Annotated in this window: 17 protein-coding genes; 6 read left to right on the top strand and 11 right to left on the bottom strand. The window is 60.6% G+C overall.

What is annotated here, in order from left to right; genetic code table 11:
- The first annotated feature begins 6 nt into the window (after positions 1–6).
- The 5 genes from gatA to AC3ISR_RS04365 all read left to right on the top strand — a co-directional run bounded on the left by gatA (position 7) and on the right by AC3ISR_RS04365 (position 4,930).
- Entirely contained in the window at positions 7–1,458 is a 1,452-nt protein-coding gene (gene gatA / locus AC3ISR_RS04385) for an Asp-tRNA(Asn)/Glu-tRNA(Gln) amidotransferase subunit GatA (RefSeq protein ID WP_192297687.1), read from the top strand.
- 10 nt (positions 1,459–1,468) lie between these two features.
- Positions 1,469–2,914: an Asp-tRNA(Asn)/Glu-tRNA(Gln) amidotransferase subunit GatB gene (gene gatB / locus AC3ISR_RS04380; RefSeq protein WP_463983234.1), complete on the top strand. Its 1,446-nt coding sequence runs from the start codon at positions 1,469–1,471 to the stop codon at positions 2,912–2,914.
- Between the two features lie 160 nt (positions 2,915–3,074).
- Positions 3,075–3,446 carry a septal ring lytic transglycosylase RlpA family protein gene (locus AC3ISR_RS04375; protein WP_192297689.1) on the top strand — a complete coding sequence of 124 codons (372 nt, stop codon included), beginning with the start codon at positions 3,075–3,077 and terminating at the stop codon, positions 3,444–3,446.
- A 24-nt stretch (positions 3,447–3,470) separates the two neighbouring features.
- Positions 3,471–4,550, top strand: a complete 1,080-nt coding sequence (locus AC3ISR_RS04370) for a calcium/sodium antiporter (RefSeq protein WP_192297836.1) — start codon at positions 3,471–3,473, stop codon at positions 4,548–4,550.
- Positions 4,547–4,930 (top strand): carboxymuconolactone decarboxylase family protein, encoded by a 384-nt coding sequence (locus AC3ISR_RS04365; protein WP_124527480.1) that lies wholly within the window; start codon positions 4,547–4,549, stop codon positions 4,928–4,930. Before AC3ISR_RS04370 ends, AC3ISR_RS04365 begins: the two co-directional genes overlap by 4 nt.
- 105 nt (positions 4,931–5,035) lie before the next feature.
- Here the strand turns inward: AC3ISR_RS04365 and AC3ISR_RS04360 are convergent, their stop codons facing one another.
- The 5 genes from AC3ISR_RS04360 to kdgD form a co-directional block, all read right to left on the bottom strand.
- A complete protein-coding gene (locus tag AC3ISR_RS04360) occupies positions 5,036–5,977 on the bottom strand; it encodes an AEC family transporter (protein ID WP_192297690.1) in 942 nt (313 codons plus the stop codon).
- 125 nt (positions 5,978–6,102) lie between these two features.
- Complete coding sequence (gene garD, locus AC3ISR_RS04355) at positions 6,103–7,656, bottom strand: galactarate dehydratase (RefSeq protein WP_192297691.1); 1,554 nt, start codon at positions 7,654–7,656, stop codon at positions 6,103–6,105.
- Between the two features lie 11 nt (positions 7,657–7,667).
- The gene (locus AC3ISR_RS04350) at positions 7,668–9,032 is read right to left on the bottom strand and encodes an MFS transporter (protein ID WP_192297692.1); all 1,365 of its coding nucleotides are present in this window, start codon (positions 9,030–9,032) and stop codon (positions 7,668–7,670) included.
- Positions 9,033–9,215: 183 nt separating this feature from the next.
- Complete coding sequence (locus tag AC3ISR_RS04345) at positions 9,216–10,661, bottom strand: aldehyde dehydrogenase family protein (RefSeq protein ID WP_192297693.1); 1,446 nt, start codon at positions 10,659–10,661, stop codon at positions 9,216–9,218.
- Between the two features lie 54 nt (positions 10,662–10,715).
- Positions 10,716–11,627 (bottom strand): 5-dehydro-4-deoxyglucarate dehydratase, encoded by a 912-nt coding sequence (kdgD, locus tag AC3ISR_RS04340; protein ID WP_192297694.1) that lies wholly within the window; start codon positions 11,625–11,627, stop codon positions 10,716–10,718.
- A 235-nt stretch (positions 11,628–11,862) separates the two neighbouring features.
- Here kdgD and AC3ISR_RS04335 point away from each other — a divergent pair, with 235 nt between their 5' ends.
- Complete coding sequence (locus AC3ISR_RS04335) at positions 11,863–13,020, top strand: phospholipase (RefSeq protein WP_192297695.1); 1,158 nt, start codon at positions 11,863–11,865, stop codon at positions 13,018–13,020.
- 164 nt (positions 13,021–13,184) lie between these two features.
- On the opposite strand, the gene AC3ISR_RS04330 is transcribed toward AC3ISR_RS04335, so the two are convergent.
- The 6 genes from AC3ISR_RS04330 to petA form a co-directional block, all read right to left on the bottom strand.
- The gene (locus AC3ISR_RS04330) at positions 13,185–13,934 is read right to left on the bottom strand and encodes a FadR/GntR family transcriptional regulator (protein ID WP_192297696.1); all 750 of its coding nucleotides are present in this window, start codon (positions 13,932–13,934) and stop codon (positions 13,185–13,187) included.
- A 159-nt stretch (positions 13,935–14,093) separates the two neighbouring features.
- Positions 14,094–14,510, bottom strand: a complete 417-nt coding sequence (locus tag AC3ISR_RS04325) for a ClpXP protease specificity-enhancing factor (protein WP_192297697.1) — start codon at positions 14,508–14,510, stop codon at positions 14,094–14,096.
- A gap of 17 nt (positions 14,511–14,527) precedes the next feature.
- Positions 14,528–15,145, bottom strand: a complete 618-nt coding sequence (locus tag AC3ISR_RS04320) for a glutathione S-transferase N-terminal domain-containing protein (protein ID WP_192297698.1) — start codon at positions 15,143–15,145, stop codon at positions 14,528–14,530.
- 149 nt (positions 15,146–15,294) lie between these two features.
- A complete protein-coding gene (locus AC3ISR_RS04315; RefSeq protein WP_192297699.1) occupies positions 15,295–16,077 on the bottom strand; it encodes a cytochrome c1 in 783 nt (260 codons plus the stop codon).
- Positions 16,077–17,288 (bottom strand): cytochrome b, encoded by a 1,212-nt coding sequence (locus AC3ISR_RS04310; RefSeq protein WP_003171746.1) that lies wholly within the window; start codon positions 17,286–17,288, stop codon positions 16,077–16,079. Before AC3ISR_RS04310 ends, AC3ISR_RS04315 begins: the two co-directional genes overlap by 1 nt.
- The gene (gene petA / locus AC3ISR_RS04305; RefSeq protein WP_027604843.1) at positions 17,288–17,881 is read right to left on the bottom strand and encodes a ubiquinol-cytochrome c reductase iron-sulfur subunit; all 594 of its coding nucleotides are present in this window, start codon (positions 17,879–17,881) and stop codon (positions 17,288–17,290) included. Before petA ends, AC3ISR_RS04310 begins: the two co-directional genes overlap by 1 nt.
- Positions 17,882–18,083: the final 202 nt, after the last annotated feature.

Raw genomic sequence — 18,083 nt, 5'->3', positions numbered from 1 at the left:
CCTTTCATGCATCACATGACTCTGGCCGAGATCGCCCGCGGTCTCGCCGACAAAAAGTTTTCTTCCGAAGAGCTGACCAGGACCCTGCTGGCGCGTATCGCCGCACTGGACCCGCAGGTCAACAGCTTCATCAGCCTCACCGAAGAGCTGGCCCTGAGCCAGGCCAAGGCCGCCGACGCACGTCGCGCCAACGGTGAGAATGGCGCACTGCTGGGCGCTCCAATCGCCCACAAGGACTTGTTCTGCACCCAGGGTATCCGCACCAGCTGCGGCTCGAAGATGCTCGACAACTTCAAAGCGCCCTATGACGCCACCGTGGTGTCCAAGCTGGCTGCCGCCGGGGCCGTGACCCTGGGCAAGACCAACATGGATGAATTCGCCATGGGTTCGGCCAACGAATCGAGCTACTACGGCGCGGTGAAAAACCCGTGGAACCTGGAGCACGTGCCCGGCGGCTCGTCCGGCGGTTCGGCTGCAGCCGTTGCCGCGCGCTTCCTGCCGGCGGCCACCGCCACCGACACCGGCGGCTCGATCCGCCAGCCAGCGGCGTTCACCAACCTCACCGGCCTGAAGCCGACCTATGGTCGCGTTTCCCGCTGGGGCATGATCGCCTACGCCTCCAGCCTCGATCAGGGCGGCCCGTTGGCACGCACTGCCGAAGACTGCGCGATTTTGTTACAAGGCATGGCCGGGTTCGATCAACAGGACTCCACCAGCATCGATGAGCCAGTGCCGGACTACAGCGCCAGCCTCAACACGTCGATCAAGGGCCTGCGCATCGGCGTGCCGAAGGAGTACTTCAGCGCCGGTCTCGACCCACGCATCGCCGAACTGGTGCACAACAGCGTCAAGGAGCTGGAAAAGCTCGGCGCGGTGATCAAGGAAATCAGCCTGCCGAACAATCAGCACGCGATCCCTGCCTACTATGTGATCGCCCCGGCTGAAGCCTCTTCCAACCTGTCGCGTTTCGACGGCGTGCGCTTCGGCTATCGCTGCGAAAACCCGAAAGACCTGACCGACCTGTACAAACGCTCCCGTGGCGAAGGCTTCGGTGCCGAAGTACAACGCCGCATCATGGTCGGTGCCTACGCCCTGTCGGCCGGCTACTACGACGCGTACTACCTCAAGGCGCAAAAGATCCGTCGCCTGGTGAAGAACGACTTCATGGCGGCCTTTAATGAAGTCGACGTGATCCTCGGCCCAACCACGCCGAACCCGGCCTGGAAGCTCGGCGCCAAGAATGGCGACCCGGTGGCTGCGTACCTCGAAGACTTGTACACCATCACCGCCAACCTCGCGGGCCTGCCGGGCTTGTCCATGCCTGCCGGTTTCGTCGATGGCCTGCCGGTGGGCGTGCAATTGCTCGCCCCGTATTTCCAGGAAGGCCGCCTGCTCAATGTGGCGCACCAGTACCAGTTGCACACCGACTGGCACACCCGCACCCCTACCGGCTTCTGAGGAGAACACTATGCAATGGGAAGTCGTGATCGGGCTGGAGATTCATACCCAGCTCGCCACCCAATCGAAGATTTTCTCCGGTAGCGCCACCACGTTCGGCTCCGAGCCCAACACCCAGGCCAGCCTGGTCGACCTGGGCATGCCCGGTGTCTTGCCGGTGCTGAACCAGGAAGCGGTGCGCATGGCGGTGATGTTCGGCCTGGCGATTGACGCCGAGATCGGCCAGCACAACGTGTTCGCGCGCAAGAACTACTTCTACCCGGACCTGCCCAAGGGCTACCAGATCAGCCAGATGGAACTGCCGATTGTCGGCAAGGGCCACCTGGACATCCCTCTGGAAGACGGCACCATCAAGCGCGTCGGCGTGACCCGTGCGCACCTGGAAGAAGATGCCGGCAAGAGCCTGCACGAAGAATTCCCGGGCGCCACCGGCATCGACCTGAACCGTGCCGGCACGCCGCTGCTGGAGATCGTTTCCGAACCGGACATGCGCAGCGCCAAGGAAGCCGTGGCCTACGTCAAGACCATCCACGCACTGGTGCGTTACCTGGGCATCTGCGACGGCAACATGGCCGAAGGCTCGCTGCGTTGTGACTGCAACGTGTCGATCCGCCCGAAAGGCCAGGTTGAGTTCGGCACTCGCTGCGAGATCAAGAACGTCAACTCGTTCCGCTTCATCGAGAAAGCGATCAACAGTGAAGTGCGTCGCCAGATCGAGCTGATCGAAGACGGCGGCAAGGTCATCCAGCAGACCCGCCTGTACGACCCGAACAAAGACGAAACCCGCGCCATGCGCAGCAAGGAGGAAGCCAACGACTACCGTTACTTCCCCGATCCGGACCTGTTGCCGGTGGTCATCGAGGACGCGTTCCTCAATGACGTACGCGCCACCCTGCCGGAATTGCCGCAGCAGAAACGCGAGCGCTTCCAGGAGCAGTTCGGCCTGTCGGTCTACGATGCCAGCGTGCTGGCCTCCAGCCGTGAGCAAGCCAACTACTTCGAAAAAGTCGTGAGCATTGCCGGTGACGCCAAGCTGGCGGCCAACTGGGTGATGGTCGAGCTGGGCAGCCTGTTGAACAAGCAGGGCCTGGAAATCGACGAAGCCCCGGTCACTGCCGAGCAGTTGGGCGGCATGCTGCTGCGCATCAAGGACAACACCATCTCCGGCAAGATCGCCAAGACCGTGTTCGAAGCCATGGCCAGCGGTGAAGGCAGCGCCGACGAGATCATCGAGAACCGCGGCCTCAAGCAAGTCACCGACAGCGGCGCGATCTCGGCCGTGCTGGACGAAATGCTCGCGGCCAACGCCGAGCAGGTCGAACAGTACCGTGCGGCAGACGAAGCCAAGCGCGGCAAGATGTTCGGCTTCTTTGTGGGCCAGGCAATGAAAGCCTCCAAAGGCAAGGCCAACCCGCAACAGGTGAACGAATTGCTCAAAAGCAAGCTCGAAGGCTGATAGCGACGAATGGTCCGAGTGAGATCCCATGCTCAACTCGGACACTTTGTAGGAGCGGGCTTGCTCGCGAAGGCGGTTGATCAGTGAAGGAATACTTGGCTGACACACCGCCTTCGCGAGCAAGCCCGCTCCCACATTTGATAAGGGGGTATCCTTGAAAATGCAGCGTCTATTTGCCCTTCTGGCCCTGTTCTCGCTGTTGGCCGGCTGTGCCAGCGGCGTCATCAACCCCAACGGCTACGACGAAACCGGCACCGCCTCCTATTACGGCGCCAAGCACCACGGCAAAAAGACCGCCAGCGGTGAACCCTTCAACCAGAACGCCCTGACCGCCGCCCACCGGCAACTGCCGTTCGGCACCCAGGTCAAGGTCACCAACTTGAACAACGACAAATCCGTGGTGGTGCGCATCAATGATCGCGGCCCGCATACCCGTGGGCGCTTGATCGATCTTTCACGCAAGGCCGCCGAGCAGTTGGGCATGATCAGCAGCGGGACCGCACGCGTGCGGGTACAAGCCCTTGGCAACTGAGGAGCCCTGGCCATTTTCGGATTACTGACAGCCCTTTCCCCCTGGAGCCTGCTCGAACTAGTCGGCGGCCTGCTGCTGCTGATCACCGGCGCCGAAATCCTGGTGCGCGCGGCGGTGCGCCTGGCTGCCAGCCTCAAGGTGCGGCCACTGATCATTGGCCTGACGATCGTCGCCTTCGGCAGCAGCGCGCCGCAGATGAGCGTCAGCCTGCAAGCCACCCTGGCAGGCAACACCGACATCGCGGTGGGCAGCGTGATCGGCAGCAGCATCTTCAACATCCTCGTCACCCTGGGCCTGTCGGCGCTGATCATCCCGCTGCGGGTCTCGCGCCAGCTGGTACGTCTGGACATCCCGGTGATGATTCTCGCCGCGCTACTGGTGTTCACGCTGGCGGCCAATGAAGCACTCACACCGGCCGATGGCCTGTTGCTGCTGAGCGCGCTGATCGCCTACCTCGGCGTGCTGCACTACCAGACCCGCCACTCTCGCCGCCCACGCACCCTGGACACCGTGGCCCGCGCGCCCTGGCTGAGCAGCGTGCTGTTGATAGTCGGCGGGCTGCTGATCCTGCTGCTTGCCGGCCACCTGCTGCTCGCTGGGGCGGTGGATGTGGCGGCGGACCTGGGCTTGTCGGAGCGCATCATCGGCCTGACGCTGATCGGCGTCGGCACCTCCCTGCCGTGCCTGGCGACCTCGCTGATCGCCGCCCTGCGCGGCCAGCGGGAAATCGCTGTGGGCAACGTGATCGGCAGCAACCTGTTCAACCTGCTGGGTGTGCTGGGGTTCACCGCCCTGGTGGCGCCCACGCCGCTGTCGGTATCGCCCAATGCCTTGGATTTCGACCTGCCGGTGATGCTCGCCGCCGCGGCGCTGTGCCTGCCGGTGTTCTACAGCGGCTACCGCGTAACCCGCGCCGAAGGCCTGGTGCTGCTGGGCCTGTACCTGGCGTATGGGCTGCATGTGATGTCGTTCACCACTGGCATGCCGCTGGCCACCAAGCTTGAACACCTGATGCTGTATTACGTCCTGCCAGTGCTGGTGGCATTCCTGTTGTTCAGCACGCTGCGAGCCTGGCGCCGTCAACACAAGAGGGAATCGCAATGACCGATCAGAAGAAGTCCGGGGTTGAAATGCGTCGCCAGGTCATGGGCGACGTGTTCGTCGACCGTGCCTTGGGCAACGCCACCGAATTCACACAACCGTTGCAGGATTTCGTCAATGAACATGCATGGGGCGGTGTGTGGAATCGCGAAGGCTTGCCGCTGAAGACCCGCAGCCTGATCACCCTCGCCGCCCTCACCGCGCTCAAGTGCCCGCAGGAGCTCAAGGGTCACGTACGGGGCGCGTTGAACAATGGCTGTACGGTGGAAGAGATTCGCGAGGCACTGCTGCATTGCGCGGTGTATGCGGGTGTACCGGCGGCGATCGATGCGTTCAGGGCGGCGCAGGAAGTGATTGAGGCGTATCAGGCCGATCAGCAGTGACGGCTAGATAGCATTCGCGGGCAAGCCCGCTCCCACCGTTGGCCGAGCTTCAACCTGAGAACGCGGTCGAATGTGGGGCTTGCTCGCGAATGGCCCCCACAAAATTCAGATCCACCCACCCGCCTGCAACACGAAAATCCCGATATTCGTGGTCACCGCCGCCATCAGCGTGGTGATCACGATAATCGCCGCCGCCAGCTCGTGATTGCCCTCTGCTGCCCTGGCCATCACAAAACTGGCCGCTGCCGTCGGCGCGCCGAAATACAGGAACAGAATCCCCAACTCCGGGCCCCGGAAACCCAACAGCCAGGCGCCCAGCGTGGCCACCAGCGGCAACCCGATCATCTTCACCAGGCTCGCGCTCAAGGCCATGCTCCCGCTTTTACGCAGCGCCGCCAGCGACAGGGTGCCACCGATGCAGATCAGTGCCAGCGGCAAGGTCATGTCTGCCAGATAGCGGCCGGAAGACTCCAACCAACCCGGCAGGCCAATCTGGAACACCGCGAACGGCGTGGCCACGATCACGCTGATGATCAACGGGTTGGCCACCACACTCTTGCAGATGCTCCATGGGTCGGACTTGATCACCGGGCTGTACACCGCCAGCACAATGGTCGACAGCGTGTTGTAGAACAGGATCACCAGCGCGGCGAGGATCGCGCCGAGGGAGATGCCGTAATCGCCGTACATGCTGGCCGCCAACGCCAGGCCAATCACCCCGTTGTTGCCGCGAAAGGCGCCCTGGGTATAGATGCCGCGGTCTTCACGCGGGCAGCGAAACAGCGCCCAGCCCCAGGCCAGGGCAAAGCTGAGCAGCGTGGCGACGGCAAAATAGATCAGCAAACCCGGCTTGAGTGCCGAGTGCAGGTCGGCATGCAGGATGCCAAGAAACAGCAGCGCCGGCATGGTGACGTTGAACACCAGGGACGACGCCGTGTGGATAAAGTTGTCATTGATCCAGTCGATGCGCTTGAGCAGCACACCGAGAAACAGCATGGCAAACACCGGCGCGGTGATGGACAGGGTGGTGAGGAAAATTGCCAGCATGCCGGGGAGAACCTTGGTGAGCGTCGTTAGGTGGCTAATGATAAGCCATGCAGCCCACTTCGTCCCGGCAACGCTGATCATATGTGGGAGCTGGCTTGCCAGCTCCCACAAGATCCGCGGCGGTCTCAGGTAATGGGTGCCGGGTTGAACAAGGTGATGTCGTTATGCAGCTTGTGATGCTCAGCCCACGTTTGCTTCTTGCCGCTGGCCACGTCCAGATAGAAGTGAAACAACTCCCAACCCAGCTCCTCGATGCTCGCCCGCCCAGTTGCAATACGCCCAGCGTCGATATCGATCAGGTCCGGCCAGCGCTGCGCCAACTCCGTACGCGTCGACACCTTCACCACCGGCGCCATCGCCAGCCCGTAAGGCGTGCCACGCCCTGTGGTGAACACATGCAGGTTCATCCCCGCCGCCAACTGCAAGGTGCCGCAAACAAAGTCACTGGCCGGCGTCGCGCAAAAAATCAGGCCCTTGCCCTTGAAGCGCTCGCCCGGACCCAGCACGCCATTGATCGCGCTACTGCCGGATTTGACGATCGAACCCAGGGACTTTTCGACAATATTCGACAACCCGCCCTTCTTGTTGCCCGGCGTGGTATTGGCACTGCGATCGGCCTCGCCCTTGGCCAGGTAGCGGTCGTACCAGTCCATTTCCCGGACCAGTTCCTCGGCGACTTCCTTGCTCTCGGCGCGCGAAGTCAGCAGGTAGATGGCATCGCGGACTTCAGTCACTTCGGAAAACATCACCGTCGCCCCGGCCCGCAGCAACAAATCCGAGGCATAACCCAGCGCCGGGTTGGCGGTGATCCCGGAAAACGCATCGCTGCCACCGCACTGCATGCCCAGGATCAGTTCCGAGGCTGGCACGGTTTCGCGGCGGCGTTGATCGAGTTTCTTCAAGCGCGTCTCAGCCAAGGCCATGATCTGCTCGATCATTTCGGTAAAGCCATGGCTGGAATCCTGGAGCCGATACAACCACGGCTCGCTCAAATCGACCGAGCTGTCGTTGTCGTGCATCACCTGCCCGGCCTGCAATTTCTCACAGCCCAGGCTGATCACCAGGGCTTCGCCCCCCAGGTTCGGGTTGCGGGCCAGGTTACGCACGGTGCGGATCGGGATGTAGGCATCCGTCGCGGTAATGGCCACGCCACACCCGTAACTGTGGGTCAGCGCCACCACGTCATCGACATGGGGGTACTTGGGCAGCAACTCGTCCTTGATGCGCTTGACCGCATGGTCCAGCACCCCGGTAACGCACTGCACCGTGGTGGTGATGCCGAGGATATTGCGCGTACCGACGGTACCGTCGGCGTTGCGATACCCTTCGAAGGTGAAACCCTCCAACGGTGCCTGGGTTTCAGGCACCTCGGTGGACAGTGGCAGGCTGTCCAACGGTGGCGCGGTGGGCATGCGCAGTTGATCTTCCTGGACCCAACTGCCACGGGGAATCGGCGCCAAGGCGTAACCGATGGTCTGGCCGTAGCGAATAATCTGACCGCCCTCGGGAATATCTTCCAGGGTCACCTTGTGGCTCTGGGGGATGAAATCCACGGTCACCAGGCCGTCCGGGAACTCGGTCCCGGCCGGTACGCCCTGGTCATTGACCACGATCACCACGTTGTCGCGCTCGTGCAAACGGATGGAGCGCGGCGAGTCGGCATGTTCAATCAACTGCATTACATCGCCCCTCAGGAATGCGCTTGGGAAAGATTGGTCAGCTCAGGGCCCTTGCTCGGCGGCTCCTTGAGCACTACGCGCTTGATCGGGCCGACGATGACCAGGTAACTGAACACCGCCACCAGCGCGTTGGCGCCGACAAACACCAGGGCCCATTTGAACGACCCAGTGGTGCTGATGATGTAGCCGATGACAATCGGCGTGGTGATCGACGCGAGGTTACCGAAGGTGTTGAACAAGCCGCCACTAAGGCCGGCGATCTGTTTCGGCGAGGTGTCGGACACCACCGCCCAACCCAGTGCGCCAACGCCTTTGCCAAAGAAGGCCAACGCCATGAAGCCCACCACCATCCATTCAATATCCACGTAGTTGCACGCCACGATGCTGCTGGAGATCAGCAGGCCACCAATGATCGGCGCCTTGCGGGCGAAGGTCAGGGAGTGGCCCTTGCGCAGCAGGTAGTCGGAAATCACCCCACCCAGCACACCACCGATAAACCCGCAGATCGCCGGCAACGAGGCGATGAAACCGGCCTTGAGGATAGTCATGCCACGGTCCTGCACCAGGTACACCGGGAACCAGGTCAGGAAGAAATACGTGATGCCGTTGATGCAGTACTGGCCCAGGTACACACCGAGCATCATGCGATTGGTCAGCAACTGACGAATGTAATCCCACTTCGGCCCGTCGGTTTTCTTACCTTTGCCCTTGTCCTGATCCATATCGACCATCGCGCCATTGGCGGCGATGTGATTGAACTCGGCTTCGTTGATCAGCGGATGCTGGCGCGGGCTGTGGATAACTTTCAGCCAGATCAGCGAGAACAGGATGCCAATCACCCCCATCACGATAAACACGTGCTGCCAACCGAAGCTGTAAACGATCCAGCCCATCAACGGCGCGAACAACACCGTGGCGAAGTACTGCGCCGAGTTGAAAATCGCCGAGGCCGTGCCGCGCTCCGCCGTAGGAAACCACGCCGCCACAATACGGGCGTTTCCGGGGAACGACGGCGCTTCGGCCAGGCCCACCATAAAGCGCAGCATAAACAGCGCGACCACGGCGGTGGAGACACCGAACTCACCCACATAGCCTTGCAGCACAGTGAACAGTGACCAGGTGAAGATGCTCAGGGCATAGACTTTTTTCGAGCCGAACCGGTCCAGCAGCCAGCCGCCAGGAATTTGCCCGGCCACGTAGGCCCAACCGAATGCAGAGAAGATGTAACCGAGGGTGACCGCGTCGATGCCGAGGTCTTTTTGCAGGCTGGAGCCCGCGATAGCGATGGTGGCCCGGTCGGCGTAGTTGATCGTGGTCACCAGAAAAAGCATGAGCAATATCAAATAGCGGACGTGGGTCGGCTTGGTCGCTTGCATGTAGAAGTACTCCCACTAATTATTTTTTTTGCGGGTAATGGTCTGGTTGTCTCTGAGGACCGCTTTTATGTGGGAGCCGGGCTTGCCCGCGATACAGGCACCTGGGTGTGTCAGGCACACACCGGTGATGCTATCGCAGGCAAGCCAGCTCCCACAGGAACCGGTGCCAACAGGTAGTGCGTGTTACGAACCGATGTAGCTGGTTTTTACGACGGTGTAGAACTCTTGCGCATAGCGACCTTGCTCACGCGAACCATAGGATGAGCCCTTACGGCCACCAAATGGAACGTGATAGTCCACACCGGCGGTCGGCAGGTTGACCATCACCATCCCGGCCTGGGAATGACGCTTGAAGTGGTTGGCGTACTTGAGCGAGGTGGTGGCGATACCCGCCGACAGACCGAACTCGGTGTCGTTGGCCATGGCCAGCGCCGCCTCGTAATCGGCTACGCGCACCACGTTGGCCACCGGGCCGAAAATCTCTTCACGGCTGATGCGCATCGCGGCTTCGCTGTCGGCAAACAGCGTCGGCGCGAGGAAGTAACCCTCGGTGTCGCACGTCACCAGGCCGCCACCGCTGACCAGCCGCGCGCCTTCGCTTTGACCGATGTCGATGTACTTCAAGTCCTGGTCCAACTGGGCCTGGGAAACCACCGGGCCGATGTCGGTCCCGCTTTTGAGGGCGTGGCCGACTTTGATCGACTTCATGCGTTCAGCCATGGCCGCGACGAACTGGTCGTGGATACCGGCGGTGACGATCAGGCGACTGGAGGCCGTGCAGCGTTGGCCGGTGGAGTAGAACGCGCTTTGCACCGCCAACTCGACGGCCTGCTTGAGGTCGGCGTCGTCGAGAATGATCTGCGGATTCTTGCCGCCCATTTCCAACTGCACCTTGGCCTGGCGCGACACACAACTGACCGCGATCTGGCGCCCGACACCCACGGAGCCGGTAAAGCTGATGCCATCGACTTTCGGGCTGTTGACCAATACATCGCCGACCACACGCCCGCTGCCCATCACCAGGTTGAACACGCCGGCGGGGAAACCGGCGCGGGAGATGATGTCCGCCAGGGCCCAGGCACAGCCCGGCACCAATTCAGCGGGCTTGATCACTACGCAGTTGCCGTAGGCCAGGGCCGGGGCGATTTTCCACGCAGGGATCGCGATCGGGAAGTTCCACGGGGTGATCAGGCCGACTACGCCGAGGGCTTCGCGGGTCACCTCAACGTTGACGCCCGGGCGCACCGACGGCACGTAGTCACCGGACAAACGCAGGCATTCACCGGCGAAGAATTTGAAGATGTTGCCGGCACGGGTCACCTCGCCAATGGCTTCGGGCAGGGTCTTGCCCTCTTCACGGGCCAGCAGCGTGCCGAGTTCTTCGCGGCGGGCGAGGATTTCACTGCCGACTTTATCCAGGGCATCGTGGCGCGCCTGAATCCCCGAGGTGGACCAGGCCGGAAAGGCGGCCCGTGCCGCATCGATGGCGGCGTTGACTTGGCTGACATCGGCCTTGGCGTATTCGCCAATCACATCGGACAAGTCCGACGGGTTGAGGTTGACGCAATAGTCGGCACCGGCCACCCATTGGCCGTTGATGTAGTTTTCAAAACGCTGGGCTTGGGACACAAATCTTCTCCTGACGCAAAAGGCCGCTGATCTCTCAGCGGCCTTGTAGATAAGTTATTGCGCGCCTTGCTTGTCGATCAGCGCGGCCAGGGCTTCATATTCTTCCGGCAACAGGTCGGTCAGCGGGGTGCGCACCGGGCCTGCGTCGTAGCCGGCGATCCTGGCGCCGGCCTTGACGATGCTCACGGCATACCCGGCCTTGCGGTTACGGATGTCCAGGTAAGGCAGGAAGAAGTCGTCGATGATCTTGGAGACCGTGGCGTGATCGTCCTTGGCAATCGCGTGGTAGAAGTCCATCGCGGTTTTCGGGATGAAGTTGAACACCGCCGAGGAGTACACCGGCACGCCCAGAGCCTTGTAGGCAGCGGCGTAAACCTCTGCAGTCGGCAAGCCGCCGAGGTAACTGAAACGATCACCGAGGCGACGGCGGATCGAGACCATCAACTCAATGTCGCCCAGGCCGTCTTTGTAGCCGATCAGGTTCGGGCAGCGTTCGGCCAGGCGTTCCAGCAGGGGTGCGGTCAGGCGGCAGACGTTGCGGTTGTACACCACCACGCCGATTTTTACCGATTTGCACACGGCTTCAACGTGGGCGGCAACCCCGTCCTGGCTGGCTTCGGTGAGGTAGTGCGGCAGCAGCAACAGGCCTTTGGCGCCGAGACGTTCGGCTTCTTGGGCGTACTCGATGGCCTGGCGGGTCGAACCGCCGACACCGGCAAGAATCGGCACGCTGGTGGCGCAGGTATCAACCGCGGTCTTCACCACTTGGGAATATTCGCTGGCGGCGAGGGAAAAAAACTCACCGGTGCCGCCGGCAGCGAAAAGCGCCGTGGCGCCGTAAGGGGCCAGCCATTCCAGACGTTTGATGTAACCCGCCTGGTGGAAATCACCCTGGGCGTTGAAATCGGTCACGGGAAAAGACAGCAGGCCGTGGGAGAGGATGGACTTCAGTTCTTGTGGATTCATTATTCGAACACCCTGGGCAAAGACTTTCTGGCGAAAGGTTGTTGTTGGTTTTGATGATGTCGTACGTCATCGTACAACTATAAAAAGATTCGTCAACTGCAATTCGTCGACGTTGATCCACGAGTGAGTGGTCTGCATCTGCGCTTGACGTAGGAAAGTATTCCTCTATGCTTGCAACAACTGTATATGCATACAGTTATTAAGGAAGATTCCTACGACATAGCAAGGAGCTAACATGTCAGGTCTTGAACTCGCAGCACCCGTAAAAAACCCTCCTGTCCTGCGCTTCGAAGGCGGTGAACACACTGCCATCGGCGACGATACCCTGTTGCGTTTCGCTAAGGACGCTGCGGCCATCCCAGCCCGACAAGTGCAGTTGCACCTGCCCAACGGGCTGGCACTGACCTACGGCCAGGTGATTGCGTTGGGCGGTGATTTCTATGGCATCCCCGGCCAGCCCATCAGCGATGGCGCCTCCCCTGCCGAACGCGTGCAACGCTTCACGGCCGCGTTTAACTCGCTGGCGGTATTGCCGGCCTCGCGAGAGGAAGCAGGCAAGATCCTCGCGGTGATGCAAAAGGAGATCAATGCGGTCAACCAGGCGATCAGGGACGGCAAGCAAGCCCATGAAGCCTACGACGCACTCGGTGATACGTTGTCCGAAGAGTGGAACCGCATCACCGGCGGCGGCAGCGTGGTTTCGGCCCTGGTGCCATTGGGGCGTTATTTGAAGCTGGCGGCCGACAATGCCGACCACTTCGGCGAGTGGGCGTTGTCGGCGTATCTGGCAGGGCACACGGCGGCCTTGCAGCAGGCGGTGGTGGCGCATCAGACCGGTACCGACCAGGCACTGGAACTGGCCTACGCCATGAACAGTTTTGCCGATCACTTTTTGACCGACCTGTTTTCCGCCGGGCACTTGCGCGTTCCACGCAAACAGCTGGCGGCCGTGGTCACGCCGGGTGAGCTGGGTTCGCTGATCAGCCGCTTTATGCACGACGAAGACAGCAAGTTCGGGCTCAAAGTGCGCAATGCGCTGGGGGATCAATGGCACGCGTATGGGGACAAACGCTACTTCGACGCCATCGATGCGGACAATCGGACGCAGGTCAAACGTGCGGTGCAGGCCTCAGCCGATGAAGTCTTCGAAACGTTTATCAGCGGCGTGGCGCCCTCCCCGGCCAATTTCAAGGCGCCGTTGTATGTGCCCGACTTGAACGCCGTACAGAACCCGGCGAACAACTTTTCGCCACTGTTCAAGATGGAGGGAGACAAGGTGCTGCGCCGCAAGGACGTGAATGACCTGAACGACAAGCACTGGACGGATGATTGGTGGGGGTGGAGTACGTATCTGTTGCTCAAGGACTACAAGCCCAACCAACCGGCCAGTTAAGTAAACACGCCATCCGAGACACTGGAGATCAAAATGTGGGAGCGGGCTTGCTCGCGAAGGCGGTGTGTCAGTCTGCACATGCATTAACTTAAAGGACGCATTCGCGAGCAAGCCCGCTCCCACACTTGGATTGCTTTACACCCGGCACAACTCGGTTGCCTGCTTTAACCGCGCTGCGCTTCTGCCTCTTCGTGGGCATGGCGCAGTCGCTCACGGCTGTTGGTCAGGTGCAGGCGCATCGCCGCACGTGCCGCATCCGAATCCTTACGGGCAATCGCCTCGTAGATCTCTTCGTGCTCACGACTCAGGCGCCCCATGTAGTGCTGCTGGTCATCATGGGCCAGGCGTGCCGAATTCAGCCGCGTGCGCGGAATAATGCTGGTGCCCAGATGGGTCATGATGTCGGTGAAGTAGCGGTTGCCGGTGGACAGGGCAATTTCCAAATGGAAAGCGAAGTCGGAGGCCACCGCGTCGCCGGCGTGGGCCGCGCTTTCATTCAGGGCATCGAGGGCTGCGCGCATGGTCGCCAGTTGCTCGTCGGTGCGGCGCAGGGCGGCCAGGCCGGCAGACTCGACTTCCAGGCTGATCCGCAGCTCGAGGATCGCCAGCACATCACGCAGGGTAACGACGGTGGCCGGGTCGATACGGAAACCGCTAGGGCTTGGGGTATCCAGCACAAAGGTGCCAATCCCGTGGCGGGTTTCGACTTGTCCGGCGGCCTGCAAGCGCGAGATCGCTTCACGCACCACGGTGCGACTGACGCCATGGGCTTCCATGATCGCCGACTCGGTGGGCAGCTTGTCGCCACGCTTGAGTTCGCCGTCGCGGATCTGCTCGGACAACACCGTGACCAATTCCTGGGCAAGGCTGCGGCGCTTGCGGGGGAGACGCGGGGCGGTGTTGGCGTTTTCCATGATGAATCATCTTTCTCGGTGAGCTTGAGGGAGCATCATAGCCCATGGCGGTTGTACGATCACCGTCCAGGCACGACTTTCATCTATATCCCGAGCGCAAAAAAATGCCCCGGCACAGGCCGAGGCATCCTTCATGGCTGGCCCGAAGGCGGCAGCCGTTTACTTCACCACTTTCAAGCTCGGCCGACCGCTTGGACGCGGTGGCTCGGTATCCGGTGGCAGATCATCGCCGTCTTCGCTGTCGATCGATTCGTCATCCTCGAAAGGCGACTCCAGATCAAACACCATGCCTTGGCCATTTTCCCGGGCATAGATGCCGAGGATGGCGCCAATCGGCACGAACAGCGTATGCGGCACACCGCCGAAACGCCCTTCGAAGCTCACCGCCTCGTTGTCCATGTGCAGGTGGCGCACGGCACTGGGCGATACGTTCAGCACAATCTGTCCGTCACTGGCAAAACCCTGCGGAACCTGAACCGCAGGAAATTCGGAATTGACCAGCATGTGCGGGGTGCAATCGTTGTCCACAATCCACTCATAGAGCGCGCGGACCAAGTAGGGTCGACTGGAGTTCATCAGCGGCTCCTTAAGCCTTAGCGCATGTCGCGTTCGACACCAGACAGACTCGCCTGGAAAGCCTCACGCGCAAACTGGCGCTCCATATAATCAAGCAGCGGCTTGGCCGGCCGCGGCAGTTCAATACCAAGAATCGGCAAACGCCAGAGTATCGGTAATAGGCAGCAATCGACCAAACTTTGTTCCTCACTGAGGAAAAAAGGTTTATCGGCGAACAACGGCGAAACGCCGGTCAGGCTTTCGCGCAATTCCTTACGCGCTTGCGTGCGAACAGCTTCTTTTGTGCGCGAATCCAGAATCACGTCCACCAGCCCGCACCAGTCACGCTGGATCCGATGGATCAGCAGGCGGCTGTTGGCACGTGCCACCGGATACACCGGCAGTAAAGGCGGATGCGGGTAACGCTCATCCAGGTATTCCATCACTACGGTCGACTCCCACAACGCCAGGTCACGATCGACCAGGGTGGGCAAGCTGCCGTACGGGTTCACTTCGATCAGTTTCGGCGGATGACGGCCCGCCTCCACACTGATGATCTCGGCGCTGACACCCTTCTCGGCGAGCACGATACGCACTCGGTGGGAATAGTGGTCGGCGGGGTCGGAGTAACAGGCCAACCGATTGGTCACGCCCATGGCGGTCCTCCTCGCTTGTTGAAATTATCGAAAGCTCAAAAACGAGCGCGCCCAGAGAGCATCTCTGTAACAACCTGTTCAACCGGGTCGCTACGTATTCAGAGATGCCGCTGGGCGCGCAAGATTAACAGCAATTGCTTACGGTTGGATCAATGCACATCCTTCCAGTATTCGCGTTTGAGCAGATAGGCGAATACGAAGAAGAAGGCCAGGTACAGCAACACATACGTACCGATGCGCTGGTGCTGCAGTTTGACCGGGTTGGCCGAGTAGGCCAGGAAGGTCACGAGGTTTTTTACTTTCTCGTCGAACTGCTCTTCATTCAGCGCTCCGGTCTTGGGCACGATGGTCAGCTGATCGCACGCTTCGTGAGTCAAAGGCGTGCCAGTCAACGGGTCATATTGCTTCTTGCCGTTTTCAACGACCTGAACCTGCTTGCATCCTACCACTTGGCGACCCTGCAGGCCGACCAGAACGTTCGGCATGCCGACGTTCGGGAAGACTTTGTTGTTCACGCCGTATGGGCGCGACGGGTCTTCATAGAACGACTTGAGGTAGCCGTAGAGCCAATCGGTGCCACGTACACGGGCGACCAGGGTCAGGTCGGGCGGTGCCGCACCGAACCACGTCTTGGCGTCAGCCGGCTGCATGCCGATGCTCATGTGGTCGCCGATCTTGGCGCCGCTGAACACCGCGTGACTGAGCATCACGTCATGGGGGATACCCAAGTCATCGGCGACACGCTCGTAACGCTGGAACTTGGCGCTGTGGCAGCCCATGCAGTAGTTGGTAAAGGTGCGCAGACCATCCTGCATGGCGGCCTTGTCGGACACGTCGATGTCGACCTTTTCCAGCTCAGGGCCACCGTGCTCGGCAGCGAAGGACAGCAGCGGCAGGGCCGCAAGCATCAATGCAACGAATAATTTTTTCATCAGCCAGTCACCCTTTCCGGAACCGGTTTGGTCTTCTCTAGCCGGGTATAGAACGGCATCAGAATGAAGTAGGCGAAATACAGGAAGGTGCAGACCTGCGACAGCAACGTACGCTCAGGGGTTGGCGCCAACACGCCGAGGACACCCAGGATCACGAAGGCAATGCAGAACACCCACAGCCAGATTTTGCTCAGCCAACCCTTGTAGCGCATGGACTTGACCGGGCTGCGGTCGAGCCAAGGCAACACGAACAGCACCGCGATGGCCGCGCCCATGGCGATCACGCCCATGAGTTTGTCGGGGATCGCACGCAAAATTGCGTAGAACGGCGTGAAGTACCAGACCGGGGCAATGTGCTCAGGGGTCTTGAAGGCGTTGGCCTGTTCGAAGTTAGGCTTCTCGAGGAAATAGCCGCCCATCTCCGGGAAGAAGAACACGATCGAGCAGAACACGAACAAGAACACCACTACGCCGACAATGTCTTTCACGGTGTAGTAAGGGTGGAACGGAATGCCATCCAGCGGGATGCCGTTCTCGTCCTTGTGCTTCTTGATGTCCACGCCGTCCGGGTTGTTCGAACCCACTTCGTGCAGTGCCAGGATGTGCAACACCACCAGGCCCAGGATCACGATCGGCAGGGCCACCACGTGCAAGGCGAAGAAGCGGTTCAGGGTAATCCCCGAGATCAGGTAGTCACCACGGATCCACTGGGTCAGGTCGTTGCCGATCACCGGGATCGCACCAAACAACGAGATGATCACCTGGGCGCCCCAGTACGACATCTGGCCCCAAGGCAGCAGGTAGCCCATGAAGGCTTCCGCCATCAGCGCCAGGTAGATCAGCATGCCGAACACCCATACCAGTTCGCGAGGCTTCTGGTACGAGCCGTAGAGCAAGCCGCGGAACATGTGAAGGTAGACGACGATAAAGAACGCCGACGCGCCGGTGGAGTGCAGCAGGCGCAGGATCGAGCCGTACTCGACGTCACGCATGATGTATTCGACGGAGGCGAACGCTTCTTCAGCCGACGGCGTGTAGCTCATCGTCAGCCAGACCCCGGTGACGATCTGGTTGACCAACACCAGCAGCGCCAGGGAACCGAAGAAGTAGAAGAAGTTGAAGTTCTTTGGTGCGTAATATTTGCTGAGATGGTCTTCCCACATTTTAGTGGCGGGGAAGCGCGCATCCACCCAATCCATGAACTTGCTCATCACGCGTTCTCCTTATCGAGGCCAATGACAATGAGGTCGTCAGTTTCGTAAGTATGCGGAGGCACGGGCAGGTTCAAAGGCGCGGGCTGAGACTTGTAGACGCGACCGGCGAGGTCGTAGTGCGAGCCGTGGCAGGGGCAGAAATAACCGCCAACCCAGTCTTTGCCCAGGTCGACCGGGGCGACTTCCGGGCGGAACGTCGGCGAGCATCCAAGGTGAGTACAAAGACCGACCAGCAGCAGAATCTCTGGCTTGATCGAACGCGCTTCGTTTTTGGCGTAGGCGGGTTGGTCGGACTTCTCGGATTTAGGGTCAGACAACTGGCCTTCGATCTTCTTGAGATTGCCCAGGATTTCCTCAGTACGACGAACAATGAAGACCGGCTGGCCGCGCCACTCAGCAATCATCTGCTGACCTGGTTCGATCTTGCTGATATTCACCTTCACCGGTGCACCTGCGGCTTTCGCCTTGGCACTGGGAAACCATGACCCCACGAACGGGACCGCAGCCCCCACCGCTCCTGCAGCACCCACCACGGATGTGGCTGCTACCAAGAAGCGACGCCGGCCTGCATTCACGCCGTCATTGCTCATTCAGTCCTCTCCCATCAGCTTTTTGGCCTGTTAAATCAGGCGTCTACTAAGTGTTGAATCTTTGCTTATAAAAATTTTGCCGAATGGTAATGAAAAGCCCCACGTATGACAAGGGAATTGCCCGGGGCTCAGCCTCCAGGCCCTGTAGTATAGGGGGTCTACGGATGTGGCAAGTTGTCACGCACAAATTTGTGCATAAATC

It is taken from the genome of Pseudomonas sp. GL_117, from assembly GCF_057835125.1.
This window is presented reverse-complemented; position numbering and strand designations above follow the sequence as displayed.

What these genes read in the sequence shown, in the direction of transcription:
- AC3ISR_RS04360 (WP_192297690.1), bottom strand. Translation starts at nt 5,977, where the DNA reads ATGCTGGCAATTTTCCTCACCACCCTGTCCATCACCGCGCCGGTGTTT.
- AC3ISR_RS04350 (WP_192297692.1), bottom strand. Translation starts at nt 9,032, where the DNA reads ATGCAAGCGACCAAGCCGACCCACGTCCGCTATTTGATATTGCTCATG.
- AC3ISR_RS04365 (WP_124527480.1), top strand. Translation starts at nt 4,547, where the DNA reads ATGACCGATCAGAAGAAGTCCGGGGTTGAAATGCGTCGCCAGGTCATG.
- petA (WP_027604843.1), bottom strand. Translation starts at nt 17,881, where the DNA reads ATGAGCAATGACGGCGTGAATGCAGGCCGGCGTCGCTTCTTGGTAGCA.
- AC3ISR_RS04310 (WP_003171746.1), bottom strand. Translation starts at nt 17,288, where the DNA reads ATGAGCAAGTTCATGGATTGGGTGGATGCGCGCTTCCCCGCCACTAAA.
- gatB (WP_463983234.1), top strand. Translation starts at nt 1,469, where the DNA reads ATGCAATGGGAAGTCGTGATCGGGCTGGAGATTCATACCCAGCTCGCC.
- AC3ISR_RS04335 (WP_192297695.1), top strand. Translation starts at nt 11,863, where the DNA reads ATGTCAGGTCTTGAACTCGCAGCACCCGTAAAAAACCCTCCTGTCCTG.
- kdgD (WP_192297694.1), bottom strand. Translation starts at nt 11,627, where the DNA reads ATGAATCCACAAGAACTGAAGTCCATCCTCTCCCACGGCCTGCTGTCT.
- garD (WP_192297691.1), bottom strand. Translation starts at nt 7,656, where the DNA reads ATGCAGTTGATTGAACATGCCGACTCGCCGCGCTCCATCCGTTTGCAC.
- gatA (WP_192297687.1), top strand. Translation starts at nt 7, where the DNA reads ATGCATCACATGACTCTGGCCGAGATCGCCCGCGGTCTCGCCGACAAA.
- AC3ISR_RS04320 (WP_192297698.1), bottom strand. Translation starts at nt 15,145, where the DNA reads ATGGGCGTGACCAATCGGTTGGCCTGTTACTCCGACCCCGCCGACCAC.
- AC3ISR_RS04325 (WP_192297697.1), bottom strand. Translation starts at nt 14,510, where the DNA reads ATGAACTCCAGTCGACCCTACTTGGTCCGCGCGCTCTATGAGTGGATT.
- AC3ISR_RS04375 (WP_192297689.1), top strand. Translation starts at nt 3,075, where the DNA reads ATGCAGCGTCTATTTGCCCTTCTGGCCCTGTTCTCGCTGTTGGCCGGC.
- AC3ISR_RS04315 (WP_192297699.1), bottom strand. Translation starts at nt 16,077, where the DNA reads ATGAAAAAATTATTCGTTGCATTGATGCTTGCGGCCCTGCCGCTGCTG.
- AC3ISR_RS04330 (WP_192297696.1), bottom strand. Translation starts at nt 13,934, where the DNA reads ATGGAAAACGCCAACACCGCCCCGCGTCTCCCCCGCAAGCGCCGCAGC.